17 protein-coding genes and 1 pseudogene are annotated in these 18269 nt (G+C 58.7%); 6 read left to right on the top strand and 12 right to left on the bottom strand.

Annotation, left to right across the window (positions count from 1 at the left end; genetic code table 11):
• Window positions 1-3: 3 nt before the first annotated feature.
• The 3 genes from tssC to NY023_RS14840 form a co-directional block, all read right to left on the bottom strand.
• The gene (gene tssC / locus NY023_RS14850; RefSeq protein ID WP_013972748.1) at window positions 4-1506 is read right to left on the bottom strand and encodes a type VI secretion system contractile sheath large subunit; all 1503 of its coding nucleotides are present in this window, start codon (window positions 1504-1506) and stop codon (window positions 4-6) included.
• Between the two features lie 14 nt (window positions 1507-1520).
• Complete coding sequence (gene tssB, locus NY023_RS14845) at window positions 1521-2060, bottom strand: type VI secretion system contractile sheath small subunit (protein ID WP_024087179.1); 540 nt, start codon at window positions 2058-2060, stop codon at window positions 1521-1523.
• A gap of 64 nt (window positions 2061-2124) precedes the next feature.
• The gene (locus NY023_RS14840; protein ID WP_024087178.1) at window positions 2125-2874 is read right to left on the bottom strand and encodes a hypothetical protein; all 750 of its coding nucleotides are present in this window, start codon (window positions 2872-2874) and stop codon (window positions 2125-2127) included.
• A gap of 789 nt (window positions 2875-3663) precedes the next feature.
• Here NY023_RS14840 and tri1 point away from each other — a divergent pair.
• Window positions 3664-4779, top strand: coding sequence for an ADP-ribosylarginine hydrolase Tri1 (tri1, locus tag NY023_RS14835; RefSeq protein ID WP_044047254.1), 1116 nt, complete (start codon window positions 3664-3666; stop codon window positions 4777-4779).
• Window positions 4780-5087: 308 nt separating this feature from the next.
• On the opposite strand, the gene NY023_RS14830 is transcribed toward tri1, so the two are convergent.
• The 9 genes and pseudogenes from NY023_RS14830 to NY023_RS14790 all read right to left on the bottom strand — a co-directional run bounded on the left by NY023_RS14830 (window position 5088) and on the right by NY023_RS14790 (window position 9656).
• On the bottom strand, window positions 5088-5597 hold the full coding sequence (locus tag NY023_RS14830) for a hypothetical protein (protein WP_013972745.1): 510 nt from the start codon (window positions 5595-5597) through the stop codon (window positions 5088-5090).
• 335 nt (window positions 5598-5932) lie between these two features.
• A pseudogene (locus NY023_RS14825) lies at window positions 5933-6228 on the bottom strand (immunity protein Tsi6 family protein).
• A gap of 147 nt (window positions 6229-6375) precedes the next feature.
• Entirely contained in the window at window positions 6376-6507 is a 132-nt protein-coding gene (locus NY023_RS14820; protein ID WP_023661186.1) for a hypothetical protein, read from the bottom strand.
• Between the two features lie 125 nt (window positions 6508-6632).
• Entirely contained in the window at window positions 6633-6896 is a 264-nt protein-coding gene (locus NY023_RS14815; RefSeq protein ID WP_024087175.1) for a hypothetical protein, read from the bottom strand.
• A complete protein-coding gene (locus NY023_RS14810; RefSeq protein ID WP_155252251.1) occupies window positions 6893-7048 on the bottom strand; it encodes a hypothetical protein in 156 nt (51 codons plus the stop codon). The genes NY023_RS14815 and NY023_RS14810 overlap by 4 nt, the downstream gene beginning before the upstream one ends.
• Entirely contained in the window at window positions 7023-7175 is a 153-nt protein-coding gene (locus NY023_RS14805; protein ID WP_023661188.1) for a hypothetical protein, read from the bottom strand. Before NY023_RS14805 ends, NY023_RS14810 begins: the two co-directional genes overlap by 26 nt.
• Before the next feature lie 90 nt (window positions 7176-7265).
• Window positions 7266-7568, bottom strand: coding sequence for an immunity protein Tsi6 family protein (locus NY023_RS14800; protein ID WP_024087174.1), 303 nt, complete (start codon window positions 7566-7568; stop codon window positions 7266-7268).
• A gap of 337 nt (window positions 7569-7905) precedes the next feature.
• Window positions 7906-8202 (bottom strand): immunity protein Tsi6 family protein, encoded by a 297-nt coding sequence (locus NY023_RS14795; RefSeq protein WP_003248391.1) that lies wholly within the window; start codon window positions 8200-8202, stop codon window positions 7906-7908.
• Window positions 8199-9656: a polymorphic toxin type 46 domain-containing protein gene (locus NY023_RS14790; protein WP_024087173.1), complete on the bottom strand. Its 1458-nt coding sequence runs from the start codon at window positions 9654-9656 to the stop codon at window positions 8199-8201. Before NY023_RS14790 ends, NY023_RS14795 begins: the two co-directional genes overlap by 4 nt.
• Before the next feature lie 712 nt (window positions 9657-10368).
• On the opposite strand from NY023_RS14790, the gene tssI reads away from it, so the two are divergent.
• From tssI to NY023_RS14765, 5 genes are read left to right on the top strand one after another with little or no spacing between them, the layout of a single operon-like run.
• Window positions 10369-12225, top strand: a complete 1857-nt coding sequence (tssI, locus tag NY023_RS14785) for a type VI secretion system tip protein TssI/VgrG (RefSeq protein ID WP_013972740.1) — start codon at window positions 10369-10371, stop codon at window positions 12223-12225.
• A gap of 10 nt (window positions 12226-12235) precedes the next feature.
• Window positions 12236-12820, top strand: coding sequence for a hypothetical protein (locus tag NY023_RS14780; protein ID WP_013972739.1), 585 nt, complete (start codon window positions 12236-12238; stop codon window positions 12818-12820).
• A 35-nt stretch (window positions 12821-12855) separates the two neighbouring features.
• Window positions 12856-13323 carry a DcrB-related protein gene (locus NY023_RS14775; RefSeq protein ID WP_003260502.1) on the top strand — a complete coding sequence of 156 codons (468 nt, stop codon included), beginning with the start codon at window positions 12856-12858 and terminating at the stop codon, window positions 13321-13323.
• A gap of 6 nt (window positions 13324-13329) precedes the next feature.
• Window positions 13330-17544 carry an RHS repeat-associated core domain-containing protein gene (locus NY023_RS14770; protein WP_013972738.1) on the top strand — a complete coding sequence of 1405 codons (4215 nt, stop codon included), beginning with the start codon at window positions 13330-13332 and terminating at the stop codon, window positions 17542-17544.
• The gene (locus NY023_RS14765; RefSeq protein ID WP_023662905.1) at window positions 17544-18110 is read left to right on the top strand and encodes a hypothetical protein; all 567 of its coding nucleotides are present in this window, start codon (window positions 17544-17546) and stop codon (window positions 18108-18110) included. Before NY023_RS14770 ends, NY023_RS14765 begins: the two co-directional genes overlap by 1 nt.
• The last annotated feature ends 159 nt before the right edge of the window (window positions 18111-18269 follow it).

Raw genomic sequence — 18269 nt, 5'->3', positions numbered from 1 at the left:
CTGTCAGCCGCGCGCGCCCTGTGGCAGCTCGGCAACCAGGCGCAGCGAAGCGGTCAGCTCATCCAGTTGGTAGTGCGGGCGCAGGTAGGTCACGGCCTTGTACACACCTGGCTTGCCCGGCACTTCGAACACCTCGGCGCGGGCTTCGCGCAGCGGGAACTTGGCCTTGGCTTCCTGGCTGGCGGTGTCGTCGAGCAGCACGTAGCTGGCCAGCCATTGGTTGAGGAAGCGCTCGACATCCATGCGCGAGGCGAAGCTGCCGATCTTGTCGCGCATGATGGCCTTCATGTAGTGGGCGATGCGCGAAGTGGCGAAGATGTACTGCAGCTGGGCCGACAGGCGCGCGTTGGCGTTGGCAATGTCAGTGTTGTACTGCTTCTGCTTCTGCGCCGACTGGGTGCCGAAGAACGCGGCATAGTCGGTGCCCTTGCAGTGCACCAGAGGGATGAAGCCCAGGTCCGACAGCTCTTTTTCGCGGCGGTCGGTGATGGCGATTTCGGTCGGGCACTTGAGGGCGATTTCGCCGTCGTCGGTCTTGAAGGTATGGGTTGGCAAACCTTCGACCAGGCCGCCACCTTCCACGCCGCGGATGGCCACGCACCAGCCGTAGCGGGCGAAGGCATCGGTAACGCGGGTGCCGAGGGCGTAGGCAGCGTTCATCCACAGGTACTTGTTGTGGTCGCGGCCATCGACGCTTTCGACGAAGTTGAATTCCTCCACCGGGGTGGTATCGGGGCCATACGGCAGGCGACCGAGCACGTGCGGCAGGGTGAGACCGACGTAGCGCGAGTCTTCCGAGGCGCGGAACGACTTCCACTTGGCGTATTCGACGGTGTCGAAGATCTTTGCCAGGTCACGCGGGCCGGACATTTCGGTGAACGAGTCCCAGCCGAACAGCTCGGGGGAGGCGGCCGAAATGAACGGGGCATGGGCGGCCGCGGCGACGTGCGAGATCTCCTCCAGCAGGTACATGTCTTCGGGGTTGCGGTTGAACTCGTAGTCACCGATCAGCATGCCGAAAGGCGCGCCACCGAAGGTGCCGTACTCTTCTTCGTAGACCTTCTTGAACAGTGCGCTCTGGTCGAATTCGCTGGCGGCCTTCAGGTCGCGTACCAGGTCTTTCTTCGAGGCATTGAGCAGGTGGATCTTCAGCGTGGTGCTGGTCTCGGTCTGGTCTACCTGGTATTTCAGGCCGCGCCAGGAGGCTTCCAGCTGCTGGAACTCACGGGCGTGCATGATTTCGTTCATCTGCTCGGAAAGCATCGCGTCGATTTCGGCGATACGCGAATCGAGCACGGCGATCAGGTCCTTGCTCGGGGTCATCTCGCCCTCGAGCACCTGGTTCACCAGTTCGCCAATCAGGTCGCGGGTGCGGTTGCGCTCGGTGTCGGAGCGGGCCACGCGGCTTTGCGAAATGATGCTGTCGAGCAACGATGCCTGTGGCGCGAAGTTTTCCACTTCGACCAGGTCGCCGGCCTGTTGCGGTGCGGTTTGCTTGTCGGTCATGTTCGGGCTCCTGCTCAGGCGCGATCGCTGCTGGATGGGTCTTTCACTTCGGCTTCACGGCCGAATTCCTTGCCCAGGGTCTTGAGCTTCTCGGTGTTCTGCAGCACGTCCATCAGCAGCTCTTCGAGCTTGTCGTTGCCGCCCATCTTGTTACGCAGGTCGGCCAGCTTGTTGCGCACTTCCAGCAGTTTGCGCAGCGGTTCGACCTGCTTGACCACGTTCTGTGGCTCGAAGTCTTCGAGGCTGTTGAAGTTCAGTTCCACGCCCAGCTGGGTGCCGTTCTTGGCCAGGGTGTTGTCGACGCGGTAGGTCAGGCGCGGCTTGATGCCCTTGAGCACGCCGTTGAAGTTGTCGCGGTCGATGTAGACGAACTTGCGGTCCTTGAGTTTGGGCAGCGGCTCCAGCGGGTTGCCGGAAAAGTCGCCCAGTACGCCGACGACGAAGGGCAGCTCCTTTTTCTCGATGGCATCGCCGATGTCCACGTCGTAGGTGATATGGACCCGAGGCGCGCGAACGCGGTCGAGTTTGTGCTGAGTGCTTTCCTTCTTCGCCATCGTGTTCTCCAGTGCGAGCAATTCGCTGCGAAACAATGCGCGGCCCGTGACCGGGCGCGGCGCGTTACAGTCCTTCGATCGTCAGCAGCAGGCGCTGACGGATTTCGTCGTTCATTTCCAGGATGTTGTCGCGGCCCACCAGTTCTTCGAAGCTGGTGTTGCCGGCAATCTGCGTGCTGCTGCGGATGACCGAGTCGTCGGGCAGTTCAGAGCGCACCGGCGAGCTGATGACGCAGAACGGCAGGTCGCCAAAGCCCTTGAGGCGCTCGAAGCTCAGGCTGTAGCGCAGGCCCTCGAACAGCCGGCCAAGGCCAGGCGACTTGCTCAGGCAGTAGAACAGCACCAGGTAGTGCACCACGAAGCGGTACAGCTCGGCGCTGCTGCGGTTGGGGTCTTTGATGACGTTGCGAAACCGTGCCAGGTCGAAGGCGTGGAAGCCCACCACCCAGCGGGTCGGGCTGGTGATGCGGATGACCTGGCCGCTGTGTTCCAGGGCCTTGTCGTATTCCAGCGGGAACAGTTCGGGGGTGGTGCTGATCAGGTTCAGCGGTACTTCCAGCTCGGTGACCAGCTGGAACGGCGCGGCCGAGCCGATACGTTCGTAGAGTTCGACCAGGGCCTGGAAGTGGCCCTGGGTTTCGCGCCCGCTGCTGCGCTGGGCGCCTTGCAGGTATTCGCCAAATAGAGTTTGCGGACGGATCAGCGGTGCCACGGTGGCGAGGTAATCCGCCGCCTGCGCCTTCAGCGCATCGGAGATCGCCCGCGTCTGGCTACGCAGCTTGATCAGTGCTTCGACATCGAATGTCTGTGTCATCGGTGCATCGTCCATGTGCCTGCTTGATCGTCCTGAAACGCCAATGGCGTGGACCTGAAATTGCGCCTCTCGACGGCGGCAAACCTGAGTGCTGGCACATGAATATCGTGTTGCCAGCAATGCCGAGTAGGGCACCTCGCTGCGGAAGAAGTTCCCGCGAGGGGGGCGATTTTTTCCCTGTTTTGTGATGTGACGCAATGATGGCGTCGTGATGTTGACTAGGGGTTTCGGGCACGGGAAATCGGGGTTCAGGCCCGAAAACGTGGGTGTGCGAGGGGCGGGAATGCGATAAAAATCCTTGGCAAAAGTTTTTTGCAAAAAGTGAATCCGGTCTCATTTTTTGCGCTGACCGCTTTCTCGCGGAGGTATTGGCGAGGCGCCTCAGGATGATGGCAATGCGACGGAATGTGCCGCGCGGAAAGGGTGTTATCAAGCGCGATCCATCCGTTTGGATAGTGACTTTTGAAAGCTCGCGCGCTCCGTCGGAAATAGCGTCGGCCCCGGGCCTATGCCGCACCTGCAGAGGCAACGGTCTCGCTAAAAACCTTGAAAACGTGCGCGATCCCTGTGGGAGCGCCGGCCCCAGGGTTTGTGCCCTGCCTGCAGCAACAATTGCCTCAGCCAAGACCGTGAAGCCTGCACGGCCCCTGTGGGAGCGGGTTCACCCGCGAACACCGGCGTAGCCGGTGCCATCCTCATGGTCGGCGACTTGCTCGGGTCGTTGCCGGGGTAGTGCAGGTCAAGCAAAATGAGCGCATGGACGAGAGCAACCTACTGCAAGGAATCAGCATGATCGACCTGAGAAGCCCGGATGCAATCCTGAGCGACTATGCAAAGCGTTACGCCGATCTGCTCCCCGAACTATCACCGCAGTTGCAACAGCGCATGGCCTACATGCCGGAGCCCGACGCACCAAGGCTGCCGCGGACAAAGCCCGCCTGGCTGAACGACCGATCCTGTACCTTGACACCAGGCCAGGCGCTAGACCGCGCTCAGGGTGCACTGTTGGGACTGGCGATCGGCGATGCGGTAGGCACCACTCTGGAGTTCCAGCGCCGCGATCAGGGGCAGGTCAGCGACATGGTCGGCGGTGGGCCGTTCCGCCTCGCGCCGGGTGAGTGGACCGACGATACCAGCATGGCCCTGTGCCTGGCAGACACCTACGCAAGCCAAGGCAAGTTCGATTTCGCGACCTTTGCCGATGCCATGGTGCGCTGGTACCGGCAGGGTGAAAATAGCGCCAATGGCCGCTGCTTCGACATCGGCAATGTCACCCGCCGAGCCCTGGAAGGGTGGGAGGCCCAAGGGCTTGCGTGGATGGGCAATCTCGAAGCCTCGACAGCGGGCAATGGTTCGTTGATACGGCTCGCGCCTACGGCCATTTTCAGACGCCACTCGCTGTCGGCAACCTGGTGGGAGAGTGTGACGCAGAGCAGCGTGACCCATCGCGCGATCGAGGTCTCGGAGTGCTGCAAGTTGTTCGGGGCACAGCTGCATCTGGCGCTCAATGGCGCGGACAAGGAAGAGGCGTTGTCGCCGAAGGTGCGCCCCCTGCAGCCCCGGGCCTTGATCATCAATGCCGGGGAGTACAAGCACAAAACCCGTGAGCAGATTCGCTCGTCAGGGTATGTAGTCGATACTTTGGAAGCGGCGCTCTGGGCTGTGTGGAATACGGACAACTTCAGGGATGCGATTCTGTTGGCTGCCAACCTTGCCGATGATGCCGACAGCGTGGCGGCGACGGCGGGGCAGATCGCCGGCGCCTTGTATGGGGTGTCGGGCATGCCGCCGGAGTGGGTGGCCAAGGTTGCCTGGTCGCGGCACATTTGTGAACTGGCAAGCCGGTTGTTTGAACTCGCGCCTCAGGGGGATGAAATGGACGAGCTGCTATTTGGCAGTGAGTGATAGCACCTTTGATCAGGTAATGGCGCTTAACGCGTCAACTGCAGCCCGGCAAAATAGCAGGTCGCGAAGTAGGTTGAGCATGGTCATGGCGTCAGGATTTTGGTCCTTGATAATTTCAAGCTTTTCGCGAAGCGCTCTGGCTGTAATTTTCAGTGTGTGCTTGTCTATTTAATGCCCGAGTATGCATAGCCCAGAGGTGCGCCGCTGTACGTCCACGTCACCCCGTCTCCAGGTTTCTGCGGCTTATCAACTGTCACCTTGTCGGTTTTCTCCGCCGTACTCGCTTTGAGCCTGGCAAGGTAGGCAACTCACCGCCCATCGACCTGGACGCAAACGTCCTTGCCGTCGATGACCTTGCATGGCCAGTTGTCGTTGATGTAGTGATCCGGCTTGAAGCACACCCGATCATCATTGACCCAGTACAACTGCCAGGCAGAACCCGAAATCAGCAGCTTCGAGCAGGGCGTATAACCCCTGGCTAGCAAAGCCCCCGTAGTCAGAATCATCACCGCTGGGACGACATGGATCAGCGTTTTAATCGATATCCCGAACATCAACGCCTGGAAGCGGTGCAGCCGGGATGCAGGGGGTGGGTCGAACTTCTTGCCGGTCCAGGCGCAGATCGCGCTGCCAACGAGCAGGATGGCGAGTGCCGGTGGGGCCATGAGCAGGCCGAACGCGAGGTACGGTGTTTCCACGACCGGAGCGCCACGAAGCAGCCTGCCGTACAGCGGGAACAGGTAGTTGGTATAGGCATAAAGCGAGATGGCCCCTACCAGGAGCAATGCGATGAACATGCCGACGGCCAGCAGCCTCATCTTGAGAGGCGTAAGCCCGGGTGACATTTGTGAGGAGCGTGTATTCATTCGCAGAGCTTGGGCAGGTTGAACGTGGGGGCGATGGCAGTGAGGGCATCGGCAATTTTACCCGCGATGTTTTTGGATGCCATAGCTTGGCGCATTGAGAGTCTGCGCGCTCGACCTCGATTGGCGCTTGCGGGTAGATCAACTCATGGTCCATCTGGCGTTTCCGGCCCTTGCTGACCATCGCAGGGGCGGTGCTCGGCCGCTGCAGCTAGGCATCGAACGGTGCCTGTTCGGTCCAATAGTACTCTTCGTAATCAACCAAGGTATGAACTCGCTAGTGGCCGAGTTCAATCAGGTAGTTGAATCTTCAAGCCGCGGGCCGACTGAATGGCCACGTAGTAAGCGTCCTTCAATACCCTGGCCAGCTCCGGGGCATTTTCCTCGAACTCCTTCGATGCAATAGCTCCAATCGTTAGCCTGTGCAGCTTGGATTTATCCTTTTCGGTACCGTCGAAAACTGCCCTGATGTAATTTAACTGGTCGACTATAGTCGCGTAAACCGTAAAGCCAGGAATGCGATTTGTCGGTCAATCGCCAGCGCAATTGCTTTATCTACATACTCCAGTGGTGTGGCTGGTTTCATCTCTCACCTACTCATATTAGTTTGAAAGGTTATTTCCGGTACAGGTTATTTGCATCGTTCCACGGAATGGATTTCGGTCCACGTGATGTGCATGAGTTGTATCGATATGTGCTTGATTCTTGGCGGTGTTCACTTGGAGGCATGGGGCTATTGGCCTGCGGCTTTCAGCAGTAGCTCCAGTTCGACGCTCAGCTTCATCGCGGCAGGGTCTTGCGCCTTCAGGCTGTCGATGATCAAGCGAAGCTTGAGTAATTTCTGCTTGAGTGTTTCGGTGTTCATGGTCAGTCCTGATTGGGATAAGGAACTGCACCACTTCACCGCAGCGTAAGAGGGCGCCACTCATTTGTTGGTAGGGTCAAACGTTCATGCAATGTCGGATTTCGTCAGCATTTATCTATGTGGCACTAGATGGCCGTGCCCCGATTTTTTCCTGGCTTGATGATCAGTAATTCGTCGAGTTGTCTTTTGCGGCATTTTATCACGAAAGCCAGCGCCGAATCAGGGTCGTCCATGAAGGCATCAAATGTAGCTGGAGCGATGGCGTAATATTCTTCGTAGTCAACCATGCCGTTGCTGACGGGGAACGAAACGTAATACTGACCAGCGTCTTCTTCGATGCCGACAGAGAACATGTGTTGACGACTGATGAAAAGATCTTTGAATTTCATAGGGTGCCTTCAAAAAGGGGAGCGGTATTGAACATCTTGGCGGCAATACCCGCCGCGTCTATGACGGCTTCACTGTTGCCGTCAGGTAGCTTGCCACCAGGGATCCAGAATTCGTTAGCACCGGCTTCATTTCCTGATGGTGATTTCTTCATTCATGGCACGCTTGAGCAGGCCATCCAGTTCCTCAAGCAATAGGGCCGCAACGCGCTCTTGATGTTGATAGTGCTCAAGCAACTTGCGCAGCGCCATAGCCGCGTGTTTCAGTGCAGCTGGATTCATGGTGGGGTTCCTGTCATATCAGGTTGTGGTACACCTCCCACGGCCGCAGTGGAAACCTCAGCCGTTTGGCGGTCGGCGTCCCCACGGTAGTTATTTTTCTCCAGGCAGGCGAATCTTTAGGCCGTTGGCGGATTGCTCTGCAATGTAATAAACATGAAGCAATGCCTCGGCGAGGGCTTCGTCCGTGGGTTCAAATTCTTTAGCCGCGATAGCACCAATCGTCAGTCTGTGCAGCTTCGATTTATCCTTCTCCGTACCGTCGAACACGGCCCTGATGTACTTTAACTGATCGATGACGGTGGCGTAGACAGGAAAGCCAGGGATGCGATTTTGGCGGTCAATGGCGAGTGCGAGCGCTTTGTCTACATACTCAAGTGGTGTAGTAGGTTTCAAGTTAATCACCTGGGCTTACCAACTTGAATGTAGTGATCCGGCTTGAAGCACACCCGGTCATCATTGACCCAGAACAACTGCAGCCTGGGGGCGCTTGGCCAGGTAGGCAAGTCTATCCCGTCGGGACGCAGCTTGCGGATGACCCACCTCTTGGCTTAATCGTATGCATCGCTGACGCACCACCCCGGCTTCCAAAAGGTGGGGTTTATGGAGCGCTACGATTTTTGCCGGAGTGGGTTAATGTCCATCGTGGCTCAGCCTGCTGGGGGTAGGGTCTGTAGCTTTCGTCAGTGACTGCGCTCGATGTACAGTGGCTGGCCTGATTGAACGTAGGCAATCAATCGGGCAGTTGAATTTTGAGGCCACGAGCCGACTGGATGGCTACGTAATAGGCGTCTTTCAGTGCTCTGGCCAACTCGGGGTCATTTTCTTCGAATTCTTTTGAGGCAATGGCACCGATACTGAGTTGGTGGAGTTTCGATTTATCTTGCTCACGCCCTTCGAACACGGCTTTCACATAGTCAAGTTGGTTTAGTAGCATCCCATAAATGGGGTAAGCGGGACAGGCCTTGTTCCGCTGCGCGGTGATGTCGATAGCCTTCTGTACATAGCCGAGGGGGGTTGTGGGTTTCATAATGCACCTGGTGTTATCAGTTTGAAGAGCTCGCGTTGGCCAGAGGTCATCTGCCGAGCACCGCCAATGGCGTTATAGGGTTGGGAAGGGACGGACCAGGTATCCAGTACCGGTGCCGAGGTGCTCCTCAGCAGCGTGACCTTCTCAGTGCTCTGGTAGACGTTCACGATCTTGGGCACGATGGTTTCCGTTTTGTAGATTTGGCCAAGCGGGTTGATCCCCAGTTGCCCTGGCACCACGTCTGGGGTAGGAGAGTACCACATGCCTTGCCGGCCGCCGGGCACCTGGAATTGCCAAAGTGTCTTGCCCCGGTTGATTGTTTCCGTGAAGACTGGTTGAGTGAAGTCCAAGCCGTTCATGTAGCCTTCGTAGTCGGCAGGCTTATAGCCCTGTGACTTGAAGAAGTTTACAGCAGTTTCCTGGTTGCCTCGTATGTTGATGTCCTGTGCCAAGTTACCCGTTCGAGCGAACTTCTTGTTCAGGTACTCCCTACGGGAAACTTCCGTTAAGCCTGGCTTATCCGGTGCCTGAGCAATGGGCGGTCGATCGGGTAGTGGTCGCAATGGCTCCGGTTGCGCTTGTGCACGAGAGATCGGTGCGGCCTCTCTGGGCTGCAAATCTGGCTGCGCCAACAGCTTCTGCTCATTCTTCGCCAACCAGGCCGCCAGCTGCTTGTTGGAGATCTCGGCCTGCAGCCGAGCGCTCCGGGCGGCAATGCTTTCCATGCTGCTCATCACGCCAGCCTTCATCTGCCCTCGAGTCAGATAGGTAACGATTGCAGTCAACAACAGCAGCACCAACTGCTCCTGCCCACGAGCCAGTTGGCGCGCCGCACGCTCGACACGCTCCTGGGCCTGCGCCGCGGAACCGCCGCTCGGGTCCAGGCCAGCAGGCTTGAGGCCATCCTCGGCGAACCAGGCCGTGGCCATCCCTTGCTGCAAGGTCGACAGGCAGGCCGGCAGGCCCTGGTAGAAATACTCGGCAATCGCCGACAGCCCCAGGCCCATGAGGATCAGGTTGCCGACCTGCAGGCCAATGCCGGCGCCGGCCACGGCCCCAGGTGCCGCGCCAACACCGAACGCGAACGCCCCGGCCACGCCGCCGGCCAGTGTACCGACCGCCACACTGCCACCGAGGATCATCGACACCTCTTTGACCAGTTGCAGCAGCACCGGCAGGATTTGCTCGATACCTATCGAGGACCACTTGCGCTTGAGGTTGTCCTGAATGATCGGGTAGGACAGGGCCATGGCCTGGCGCACGTTGTCGATACGCTGGCCACCGAGGTAGCCATAGGCCTGGTTGGCGCCATTGCTCACTCGCCGGCTGAAACCGTCCCAGGCCTCATGGGCGCTGTTCAGGCCGCTATCGACGCTCTGGTTGAGCTCGCTGAATTTCTGCTCGAGATTGCGTTCGATGTCTCCCCAACTGGGGATGTTGGCTAAAAGATCCATTTTCGCTTCACTGTCCATGGAAGTGGCGGCGCTCGGCGGCGAGCGCAGCATGTCGCGTCAGACCTCAGGATGGGGGCGAAGTCCGGCGGAGAGCCCATTGTTCTCATGACAGGCGTGCGCGGCAATGATGGCAATTGAGCATCGCTGCACGGTTTTGTGGCTGGCCGCATCCCGCAAGTGCCATTACGGCTGCGTTCGCGATGGCCATTTGCCGGAGTTGGTCAGTGGCGAAAAATTTGAACCAATCCACGTTATGAAACATTTTTCTCCGCCAGTGGAGCTGATGCGTCAGGTAGAGAGGCAGTTCGAGTTGGAGCCGTCAGGCATAGGCTCTGATCGACACCTCAAGAACCTTCTGCGACGGGCCGTTCGGCGGTAGCCGGAGCGCTTCCGGGCGCCAGTGAGGAATATTAAAGATGGCGATATGACATTGCCTTGCAGGGCGGTATTACCCGGTTTTTCTAGGCCTGTAGTGATTTGACAGGGCAGCTTTTGCCGGTGTTTCCTTTGGGCCTTTCTGCCTGCCTGGCATTCGGGAATGTGAACCATGTCGCATTAATTTCAATGCATGATGGCACTTTCCTTTCTGCAGGCAGTCGCATGATTCCGCAGAGCACGCGCGTTATGCGCGCATGCAGAATACGCCCGCAAGATCAGGGTTGCAGCTGAGCATCGCAAGCGCGTGCTGGCCGTGTTTTCAAGGAGATTTCGCATGATCATGGACCTGGCCTCCGCGCTGCTGTCGCCGCAGAACCGCCGCCTGTTCAAGTTTCACAACCTGGCCAACCCCGAGCAGGAACTGCTGCTGGAAACCTTCAAGGGCACCGAAGCCCTGTCGCGGGCGTTCAACTACGAACTGCTGCTGGTCTGCGAAGACTCCGGCGTGCCGCTCAAATCCATGATGGGCCAGCATGTCAGCATCGAGATCGAACTGGCCGAAGGCGGCCCGCGCTACATAACCGGCTACCTCACACGCTTTGCCAGCATTGGCAGCGACGGCGGCATGGCACGCTATACCGCAACCCTCAACCCGTGGTTCTCGATGTTGAAGAACCGCTTCGACACGCGGATCTTCCAGGGCAACACGGTCGAGGAAGTGGTTACCGAAGTGTTCGCCCTGTGCCCGGCGTTCTCTCGTCACGAGTTCCGCCTGACCCGTCCGCAGAAGCGCTACACCTACATCACCCAGTACCGTGAAACCGACTTCAACTTCGTCCAGCGCCTGCTGGAGGAAGAGGGGATGTTCTACTACTTCGAGCACACCGCCGAAGGCCACACCATGATCATCTGCGATGACTCCAGCACGCTGGTGGACATCCCCGAGCAACCGCAAATCCGCTTCCACAGCGCCTCGGTCACCGAGACTGCCGACTCCATCACCCAGTGGAGCGGCAACCGCCAGTTGCAGTCCGGCAAGATGGCCACGCAGACCTTCGACTACCGCCAGCCCAACAACCGCCTGCCGGTGGCGCTGAACAGCGTGAACAAGCAGGGCGATGTCGAGAACTTCGAGATCTACGACTTCCCCGGCCAGTACACCCACGGCACCTACGACGAGGGCGAAACCCTGCTGCGCCTGCGCATCGAGGCGCTGGAGCTACGCGGCAAGAAATTCGAAGGTGCCAGTAACTGTCGGGCCATGAAGCCGGGCTACACCTTCGAGCTGCTGCAGCACTACATCCACGACCAGGGCCCGGTAGAAGACCGCCAGTTCCTGCTGATGAGCGTGGAAAGCGAAGGCCACAACAACTACCTTACCGGCCAGCAGGCCAGCTACTTCAACACCTTCAGTTGCGTGCGCAAGAAGATCCCGTTCCGCCCGCAGCTGAGCACGCCCAAGCCGACCATCGCCGGCCCGCAGACCGCGATCATCGTCGGCCCACCGGGTGAGGAAATCTTCACCGACGAACTGGGCCGGGTGAAGATCCAGTTCCACTGGGACCGCAATGGCAAGTACAACGACCACAGCTCCTGCTGGGTCCGCGTCGCCCAATCCGGTGCCAGCGGCGGCTTCGGCAGCATCCAGATCCCACGTGTAGGCGACGAAGTGGTGGTGGTGTTCCTCGACGGCAACCCCGACCGGCCGCTGATCATGGGCAGCCTGTACAACAGCACCAACACCCCGCCATGGTCGCTGCCGGCGAACAAGACCCAGAGTGGTTTCCTGACCCGGTCGATGAAGGGCGACGGCGGTACCGCCAACTTCTTCCGCTTCGAGGACAAGGCTGGCGCCGAGCAGATCATCATGCATGCCGAGCGCAACATGGATACCGAGATCGAGTTGGATGAGACCCATGATGTGGGGAACAACCGCACGATTACGGTGGGCGGCACGCACACCGAAACGGTCAAGAAAGACACCATGGTGCAAGTGACCGAAGGTTCCTACACCCTGCAGGTCGACAACCAGTTCATACAGGTGGCTGCCAAGCAGCACATCATCCTGCAGGTGGGCGACAGCAGCATCACGCTGACCCCGGAAGGCATCGAGATCAAAGGCAAGGTCATCGTGACCACCAGCACCGACACCACCCAGATCACTGGCGCTGCAGTGCGGATCAACGACTGAGGCAAGGTTCATGTACAAGCCCTCGATCTACGACCGCATCTCTGCCAGGCGCGAAGCGCAAGAGGAGGCTGCGCGGCTGGCCAGGTTGGCGGAAGCCGCTCATGTGCCTGAGCCTGTGCCCGAGCCGGAACCGGTGCCAGCCGCGTTGCAGGATGTGGGCAGCGGTTTCACCTTCGCAGGTTTCACTCTGCAGTTTCCGATCGGCTTTCGCTTTCGCGACATCCAGACCACCATCGAGCATGAAGGCGAGCCGATCAGCCTCAGCATCCGCCGCCGTGATGTACGCGCCAGGCAGCCGCTGGAGCAATTGTTCGACGGCGCGATCCAGGCTTTGCGCGAATTGAACCCGCAACTGCGCGTGATTCGTCAACGTGATTGCCTCCTGGCTGGCAACCCGGCCAAGGTCCTGGATTTCCACTTCAATGCTGGCCACGAGCCCCGGCACGGTCGCCTGGTCGGCGCGCTGGTGCCCATCGCCGGCAGCCAGTCGCTGCAATGGCTGGATATTTCCAGCGTGATCGACCCAAGCAAGCCGGGCCTGAGCCAGTGGCTGGCCGAGTTCGACCGCATGCTCGATGGCTTCGCGCAGGGCTGACACCCGATTTTTTCGCTATCAGGAATTTTCATCGCATGGATTACGAGTTGCAGGAAGGCGGCATCGCGCTGCCGGCAGGTTTCGAGGACCGCACGGTCAACATGTTCGTCTTGGGTGCCAGTGTTCCAGCACCGTTGAGCATCACCATCTCGCGTGACACCTTGCTGCCGGACGAAGCGCTGCAGGCCTATGTCGATCGCCAGGTGAAGATGCTCACCTCCAAGCTGCGTGGTTACACCCGCATGGGCAACAAGGCCGTCTCGCTCTCGGCTACCGCACCCATTGCCGGCATCCAGATCGACGCCTACTACATGAACCAGGGCCGCCCGCTGTATCAGCGCCAGGCCGCTTTCATCATCAGCCCCGGGCGTGCCCTGATCTTTTCCACCACCGCACAGGCCGACTTCAGTGCCCAGCAGAACCAGGACTGGGACAACTTGCTGGCCAGCTTCACGCCGCGAGCCCCGTCCGTAACCAGCGCCGAGTCCGGCGAACAGGAGTAATCCCTCATGTTCGAAGCGGCCAGGTTCGGCGACGAGATATCGCACACCAGCGCGCTGGGGGGCTTCCTGATCGGGGCAGCCCTGGGCATCGCGCTGGTGGCCACGGTGGCCATCGCCACCTTCACCTGTGGGTTCGGCGTGGCCTTGCTGGCCGGCCTCGCAGCCGGCATCGGAGGCAGCTTGCTGACCGCCGCCGGAGAGGCGATAGGCAGTATGTTCTCGTCCCCCTCAGGGACGATAACCACTGCCTCACCCAACGTTTTCATCAACAGCCGCAAGGCCGCCCGCGTCGAAAAAAGCATCGGTGCCTGCGACAAGCACCCTGGCCCGGTGCAGATCGCCGAAGGCTCGACCAATGTCTTCATCAACAGCGTCGCGGCTGCACGCAAGGGCGACAAGCTGACCTGCGGCGCGACCATTTCCGGTGGGTCGGACAACGTCATCATCGGCGGTGGCACCTACCGCTATCTGCCAGTGGATGACGAGATCCCGGAGTGGCTGCGCACCACCGTGGATGTGCTGATGGCCATCGCCGGTGCCGCGGGTGGTATCGCGCAGTTGATCAAGGCCGGTACGCAAGCCGGCATGAAAACCATAATGCCTTGCGCCCTGAAGTTCACCGCCGGCTTCGTCGCTGGCGAGGTAGCCAGCCGCTACGTGGTCGAACCCGTCGCCCGCAGGGCCATCGGCGGCCTGGTCGGCAACCCGGTCGACCTCACCACCGGCCGCAAACTGATCCCCGACGAAATCGACTTCAGCCTGCCTGGCCTGATGCCGATCGAGTGGTCACGCTTCTACGCCAGCGACCTGACTGTCGATAGCGTGCTCGGTCGCGGCTGGGTGCTGCCTTGGGAGCAGAGCCTGCGCCGCCAGGGCTCGTTCATCTACCTCACCGACAACCAGGGCCGCGAAATCCCGTTCGTGACCTTGCAACCGGGCCAGCGCATCTACAACCCGCACGAACAGGTGTACCTGGTATGCACCGAGGGCGGCCACTACATCCTGCAAACCCTCGACAACCTGTTCTTCTATTTCGGCGAAGTGCCAGACACCAACAGCGAAGTGCCGCTGCAACGCATCGAAAACGCCCTCGGCCACTTCCTGCATTTCACCCGCACGCCCGATGGTACGCTGACCGACATCAGCGCCACCGGCGGTACCCGCGTGCACCTGCACTACGACAACCCGCTGGGTCGCCTGACCGACATCAAGCGCGTGGTGAACAACGAAGCGGTGGAAACGCTCACCCAGTACCGCTATGACGAACACGGCCAGCTGAGCGCGGTGATCAACCGCAACGGCGACACGGTGCGCAGCTTCAGCTACGCCGAAGGCCTGATGGTAACCCACAGCAACGCGCTGGGCCTGGGCTGCCACTACCGTTGGGAAACCCTCGGCGACAAGCCGCGCGTGGTCGAGCACTGGACCAGCGATGGCGAGCACTACCACTTCCGCTACGACCTCGACGCCCGCACCAGCTGGGCCACCGACGTGCTCGGCCGCGAGCTGGAAGTGCAGTACAACGCCGACCACCGCGTGCTCGCCAGCCGTGACTACGGTGGCGAACGCTACGCCATCGAGCTGGACGAGCAGGGCAACATGGTTGGCCTGGATTTGCCGGACGGCAACCGGCTCGCCTTCAAGTACGATGAATACGCCCGCCTGTTGGAAGAAACCGACCCGCTGGGCCGCAAGACCACCTACGAATATCACCACCTGACCACGCTGGTGACCCAGGTCAGCTATCCGGACGGCAGCACCTGGCGAGCGCGCTACGATGACAAGGGCAACCTGCTCGCCGAATTCGATGCCCTCGGCCAGATGACCGAGTACCTGAACAGCGATGACGGCCTGCCGCATACCATCATCGATGCGACTTACAAGTCCAAGTACCTGTGGTGGAACACCCTGGCCCAGGTCGAGCGTTATCAGGACTGCTCGGGCAAGAGCACCTGGTACCGCTACGACGAACGCCAGCACCTCGTCGCGGTGACCGATGCGCTGAACCAGACCACCACCCTGGAGCGCAAGCCCGACGGCGAAGTGCTGCGCATCAGTCACCCGGACGGTACCGCGGAAACCTTCACCTACAACGTCTACGGCCAGGTAATCAGCCACACCGACGGCAAGGGCCAGACCACACGCCTGATGCGTACGGCGCGTGGCCTGCCGAGCAGCCGCCAGGATGCCAAGGGCCAGCGGGTACGCTACGAGTACGACAAGGCCGTGCGCCTGATCGCGCTGGTCAATGAGAACAACGCCACGTACAGCTTTGCCTATGACGCTTCGGACCGGCTGAGCGAAGAAGTGCGGGTGGATAACCTGACCCGGCGTTTCAGCTACAACGTCGGAGGCCATCTCACGCGGCTGGATGAGATTGGCTATGGCGAAAATGCCGAGCGGCCGGAGCGGCATACGCTGTTTGAGCGTGACACCATTGGCCGATTGGTCGCCAAGATCAACCGCGATGCGCGTCAAGACTATGCGTACGATGACGGCGACCGGTTGCTGAGCATCGAGCGGCAACCGACCGGGATCGGCAAGCAGCTTGGGATCACGGAAGAGAAGCTGGAGTACGCCTACGATCTGCTGGGGCGGCTGACCAAAGAAATCATCCCCGACGGCACGCTCGGCTACGAGTACGATCCGCTCGGCAACCTGACCACATTGACCCTGCCGGATGGCCGCAAGGTCAATCACCTGTACTACGGCAGTGGGCATCTGCACCAGCTGAACCTGGATGGCCAGGTTATCAGCGATATGGAGCGCGACGACCTGCACCGCGAGGTGTACCGGACCCAGGGCAAGCTCACCAGCTGCTTCGGTTATGACGCGATGGGGCGCAAGGCCTGGCAGTTTGCCTCGAACTTGCCGGCCGACAAGCTTTCGCAGGTGCACAACACCGGGATCAATACCTCGTTGCTGGTGGAGCATGCGTATAACCCGATCCACCGTCGCTATCAGTACGACCCGGCGGGTGAACTGGTGCGCACGCTGGACAAGCTGCGGGGTGAGATCAAATACGAGTACGAAGCCAACGGGCAGTTGCGCAGCCGTGATACCGGCTCGCTGGTGGGCAGCGAGGAGTTCCGCTACGACGCGGCGGCCAACCGGCTGGACTTCAATGCGCGGCAGTTCGACAAGGTCAAGGACAACCGGATCAGACAGTGGCGGGATCAGGAGTACCGTTACGATCCGTGGGGCAACCTGATCGAGAAGCGCTCGGGACACAGCAAGCTGCAGAGCTTTAGCTATGACTGCGAGAACCGGCTGGTGCGGGCGGAAACTGTGGTCAACGGCAAGCTGGAGAGTACCGGGCAGTACCGGTACGACAGCCTTGGGCGACGGGTGGCCAAGCAGGCGGAGATCAATGGCCAGGTCGAACAGAAGCGCTTCCTCTGGCAAGGCTTGCGGATGCTGCATGAGGAGACGCCGGGGCAGAGCATCCTGTACCTGTATGAGCCGGGCAGCTATGCGCCGTTGGCGCGGATCGATCAGGTGGAGGGGGAAGAGCAGAAGCTCTATTACTTCCATACTGACCAGATTGGTACGCCGTTGGAGCTTACGAACAGTGACGGCAAGATCGTCTGGCAGGCGACGTATCGCTCATGGGGTGAGATAGAGCAGATAACCGTCAATAGAGTTGAGCAGAACCTACGTTTTCAAGGTCAATACTATGATGTTGAAACGGGAATTTATTATAATACTTTTCGTTATTATGATTCGCAAATAGGTAGGTTTTGCACTCAGGATCCTATTGGCCTCAATGGTGGTCTGAATTTATATCAATATGTCCCAAATCCACTATCCTGGATCGATCCTTGGGGGTGGATGCCATTTTGGAAGCCCTTGAAACCTGACGGTATGGGGCACCATCCGTTCCCCCGTGCTCATGCAAACACCCATGGGTTCCCAGAGCTAGGTACCAAGCTCGACTCGCCATCATGGTTCCCCAATGAGATTGAAGGTTCTGATAAGCTACATCAGCAATTCCATGATGCAATAAAGAAAGAAGGTGTACCGTTTAACAAGAAGTTTGAAGGGACGTCTGAAGAATTGGTTAAGAAGCTAAACAAGGCTTACGAGGGGTTCCCTCAAAAGGGCACGTTAAAAATTCCTCGTACCGGACAAGTGCTTGCGAAAGATGTAACTATTGGTGAGGCCCTAACTAAGTCGCTTGGCAAAGGCAGTGGTAACAATTCTGCAGGAGGATGCGGGTAATGAAACGGAGTGCGTTGATAGAGCTGTATGCTCCAGGAATAGTATTGTTTGATCCGGTACAATTTGCGGCTTTCATAAAAAGCAAAGGGTTAACAGATGCAAATATCTTTAATGCTTTTTTGAAAGACGAAGCGCTTGGGCGGCAGGCGATTGAACAGGGGGTGGTTTTTCCTATATACCAAATTTCGGAGCAAGAATACTCTGTTTTTACAGAGTGTCAAAATGTGGGGGTGGATGATTTGCCTGAGCCGGTATTCGAGTATTCAGGACTTCCTTTGGTAATAGTTTCTGGTGTCCTGATTGTTTCGGATCTCAATGCGCTATTTGACTGGGATGAAGATTTTTTCCTAAATTACAAAGCCGAGTATGCTTCTCGACTTCCGAGTAATGATTATATTGATGTTGAGCCTGGTATTTATAGTTTGTCCATCAAGGGATATGCAGGGCTTCGTGAATATGGTTCGGAATACGGATATGGACTCGAGTTTATCTCTGTCCCAGTTCTGCCAGTAGTTGCTGATGGTTCCGATGTGAGTCATCTTGATTTTGAACTGGTTGCTTGTTGAGTTTTAAAATGTGATTGAGCTGCTTGAGCTGGGCTGTGGTCGTTATTTTTCCTGATGATTTAATGCTTCGAGGGCATAGATCTTTAAAAACATGATCGATTCAGTGGGGCTGATTTAGCCCCATTTCTTTTTAGTTATAAAGGCAAATGACCTGGGGCA

This window comes from Pseudomonas sp. NBB (assembly GCF_032701105.1).
Classification (GTDB): domain Bacteria; phylum Pseudomonadota; class Gammaproteobacteria; order Pseudomonadales; family Pseudomonadaceae; genus Aquipseudomonas; species Aquipseudomonas asiatica.
Note: the sequence above shows the minus strand (reverse complement) of the source record. Positions and strands in the feature narration are given on the sequence as shown.